This window comes from Domibacillus indicus, from assembly GCF_000970685.1.
Lineage (GTDB): Bacteria > Bacillota > Bacilli > Bacillales > Domibacillaceae > Domibacillus > Domibacillus indicus.
This window is the reverse complement of the sequence record NZ_LAJB01000023.1, coordinates 1-3,566: the sequence shown is the minus strand read 5'-3', so window position 1 is coordinate 3,566 and position 3,566 is coordinate 1. Positions and strand designations below refer to the sequence as shown.

Here is a 3,566-nt window from a genome sequence, read left to right as displayed (position 1 = left end):
ATGATTTCAAAAATTGAAAGTGGCCATAGTGTTCCGACCTTGAAAAGTTTTTTGAAATATATAAGGGCGTTGGGGTTAGACTGGGAATTTGTTTTTTCACAAAAAAAGACCTGAAAAGGTCTTTTTTTGTTTGGTTTTTAACCCGTTGAAAACGGGTTTCTACTTTACTTGATACATATAGAAACAATTCAAGCGCATTAAACTAGGGTTCCGCCTTAGAGCCACAAGGGATGAGGACACTTTCTAAAGGTGGACATAAAAAAAGCCATCTGTTATGCTGAAAGTGTCGAGTTTCCAACAAAAACAAATGGGCTTTTTGCTCACCCGAAGGCGAGGTTTTTTTAAATTGTATAAAGATAATAACATAAACATCCTCCGTGATACAAGAGCGAACGGAAAAGATCGTGACTGGAAGGGAAAGAAAAAACGGTCTTTGCTGATGGCTGATCATTACGGGGAAGCTGGATTGAACAAGAAAGCAGAACGGATGCAACAATGCGCTGATACTCTTTTGTTTAAAAAGACAGCGGAAAAATTGAAGCTGTTCCAAGCTTATTTTTGCAAAGTGAGGTTATGCCCGATGTGCAACTGGCGCCGATCACTCAAAATTGCGTTTCACAATAAGCAGATCGTAGAAGCAGCAAACCAGAGAGAAAATTTGAAATGGATTTTTCTTACGTTGACCGTCCGGAATGTAGAAGGCAAAGAATTAAAAACAACAATGGATAGCATGACAAAAGCGTGGAACAGATTTGCAGGCTATGCTAAGTTTAAAAAATCGATAAAAGGCTATTTTCGAGCGATGGAAGTTACAAAGAATCGAGAAAGAGAAAGTGAATGGTATGGAACATATCACCCTCATTTTCATGTTCTCCTTTGTGTGCCAGCAAGCTATTTTAAAAAGCCAAATCTGTATGTTAAACAGGAGAATTGGATAGCAATGTGGCGTAAGGCCATGAAACTCGACTATGATCCAATTGTCCATGTGCAACGGGTAAAAGCAAAAAAGGAATCGCTCGATTTGAATGAGATCGAGCAGGATATAAAAAAAGCTGTCGAAGAACAAAATGCGATACTGGAAGTGTCGAAATATCCCGTTAAAGATTCGGATGTCATTGTTGGTGATTCTGTTACTGTAGATAATGTCGAAACGATTTTGGATTTGGATAATGCTTTATCATATAAACGGCTGATTGCCTATGGTGGTTTGCTAAAAGAGATTCATAGAGAGTTAAATCTGGGTGATGCTGAGGACGGAGATTTGATTCATGTTGGCGAGGAAAATTCAGATGAAGTGGCGAATGGTGCTGTCGAAATCATGGCATACTGGCACGTTGGATTGAAAAATTATGTGATAAAGTAAATAGCGAATGGGGACAGAATTATGATCTCGATGGTTTTGGCTTTGATAGAAAAAGAAGGAGTTCCAGAGACTGTTTTATCTCAGCGTTTAGAAACAGAACAAGCACATGATTTATTTTTAAAAGTTAAAGTGAGATTTTCAAATTTCATTGTAGAGAAGAGCAGAGAGAATCGCCCTTATTTATATTTAAAACTAGTTGATGTATTGGGAACAAGTCAGGATTCTATGGCGTATTTAATGCCCAATGTATGTTTCAGAACTGATGCTAGAGAACAGATCATTGAATTTATAAATAACATTGAGAAGCCATAAGGCTTTTTTTTTTTTTTTTTTGTTTCTCTCCCTTGTTTTTGGGTGTGAGGATTGGTGGTTGAATGTTCCTTTTTTTGAGAGCGAAAATGAAATTTGGAGCGATTGGATTGAACGGTTTTTGCCGTACACTTTTGCGACAAGCCGACAACCAAAATCCTCGTTTTTGGTTTGCTCGGATTGTAAGCAAAACAAAACGGCAAAAATAAAAAGGGGCAAGGGGAAAAGGGTGGAGATTTTTCAGCGTAGCGTTTTGAAAAATACTACCCGAACCTTGTCCCTTTTTAAGTGGTCCTGGCTCGTGAACTTTGCACGCTTTGGCGTGCTTCGGCGTATGCCGAAACAGCCTCGCAGAGCGTTTTCATTGTGTACATGGAGCGTAGTGGAATGTCACAATACAGAAAACGTTACTTTGACAAAGTAACAAACTTTTTAGTAAGTTCTTTGTAGGAGAGGTGATCGGGATGGGCATGAGTATTTCCTTCAAAAAAGAGACCAAAATGACCAACATCAAACACAACAATCGAAAGATGAATGAGCAGGAAAAAGAGCGAAATTCTCATATCGATTTTTCAAAATCTCATGAAAATAAATATCTGCTGCAGGAAAGTTTGAAAGAACTTTATAAGCGTGAATTTGATGAATCATTAGAAAAATATAACGCCAAACAAAAACGGTCTGATCGGAAAATCAAGGACTATTACAGGCACATACAGGCAAGTAAGAAAACAGCTTTACAGCAAGAAATGATCATTCAAATCGGGGACAAGGATGATTTTTCTAGCAAAGAAAACGTACAAGCTGCGAACGAGATCCTGGAAAAGTGGTTCCGGACATTTGAAGAACGAAATCCAAATTTAAAAATTTACAATGCGGTCATTCACAATGACGAGGCAAGCCCACATTTGCATGTCAATTTTGTCCCTGTCGCTTCTGGCTACAGGCGTGGGCTTGAGAAGCAGGTCTCTTTTGATAAAGCCATTCTTCAGCAGGATTACACGTTGAGTAAAGAGCGCCCGTTTGATGATTGGCGAGAAAAAGAAGTGCAGTTGTTAGAAAAAATGCTGAATGAACGTGGAATCGAACGAGAATTGATCGGCACGAATGAGTATAAAGATGTCACTGAGTACAAAGAAAAGAAAAGAGAACTCGTCAAGATTGAAAAAGAGATTGAGGATTTAAAAACGGTTCTTCCAGAAAAAAAAGAACCCGTTGCTTTTCTGAGAAAAGAAACGGAAACAGAGGTAAAGCCGAAAATGATCGGCAAACCGGAAATCACTGAAAGAGAAACAGGTAATTATGTTTTATCACCGGAACAATACAAAGCAGTCACGGAGCAAATTCATGCAGCTGTTACGATTCAAAAAGATTATAACCGGCTGAAGAACATGGATTTCGCGAAGGAAAGAGAAGAATTGCTTGAAGTACAGGGCACGATTTTAGATCAATTTGATTCGGTTTATCAAAGAGAGCAGGAATTGAAAAAAGAGAATAAGGCGTTGAGAGAAGAAAATACGGCTCTTAAAGGGCGTGTAGGGCAGTTACAAGCAAATTTAAGGCTTATCTATCAAAATACGAGAGAAACGCTTAGGGAGCGATTTGGAGCGTTCAGAGAGCATCTAAATAACGACATGAAGAAAAACAAAGTAGTGAATTACTTTGAAAAGATACATAAGCAGGTTCAGGTGAAAGATCGGGGGATAGAAAGATGACAAAAAGAAGAAGTAGTCCGAGGCGTTATTCAACTACTTGGAAGAAGATTCATGAGCTAGGTTCCAGTGATGAGGAGCTCGATGTTGCTTATGCCGAAATTATCGCTACGGCAATGGATGTAAGGATAAAGCTGGGCATTACGCAAAGTGAATTGGCTAAAAGAAGCGGTTTAACGAGCAGC

At 38.8% G+C, this 3,566-nt stretch carries 5 protein-coding genes; all 5 read left to right on the top strand.

The window, feature by feature from the left end; translation table 11 throughout:
• Nucleotides 1–114: a helix-turn-helix domain-containing protein gene (locus VP98_RS19490; protein ID WP_407919231.1), complete on the top strand. Its 114-nt coding sequence runs from the start codon at nucleotides 1–3 to the stop codon at nucleotides 112–114.
• Between the two features lie 232 nt (nucleotides 115–346).
• Nucleotides 347–1,363, top strand: coding sequence for a protein rep (locus tag VP98_RS16650; protein WP_046176521.1), 1,017 nt, complete (start codon nucleotides 347–349; stop codon nucleotides 1,361–1,363).
• 21 nt (nucleotides 1,364–1,384) lie between these two features.
• Entirely contained in the window at nucleotides 1,385–1,675 is a 291-nt protein-coding gene (locus VP98_RS16645) for a hypothetical protein (protein WP_046176520.1), read from the top strand.
• A 461-nt stretch (nucleotides 1,676–2,136) separates the two neighbouring features.
• Entirely contained in the window at nucleotides 2,137–3,384 is a 1,248-nt protein-coding gene (locus VP98_RS16640; RefSeq protein ID WP_046176519.1) for a plasmid recombination protein, read from the top strand.
• Nucleotides 3,381–3,566 (top strand): hypothetical protein (locus tag VP98_RS16635; RefSeq protein WP_046176518.1); only part of this gene is annotated, 186 nt, incomplete at its 3' end. The genes VP98_RS16640 and VP98_RS16635, both read left to right, overlap by 4 nt.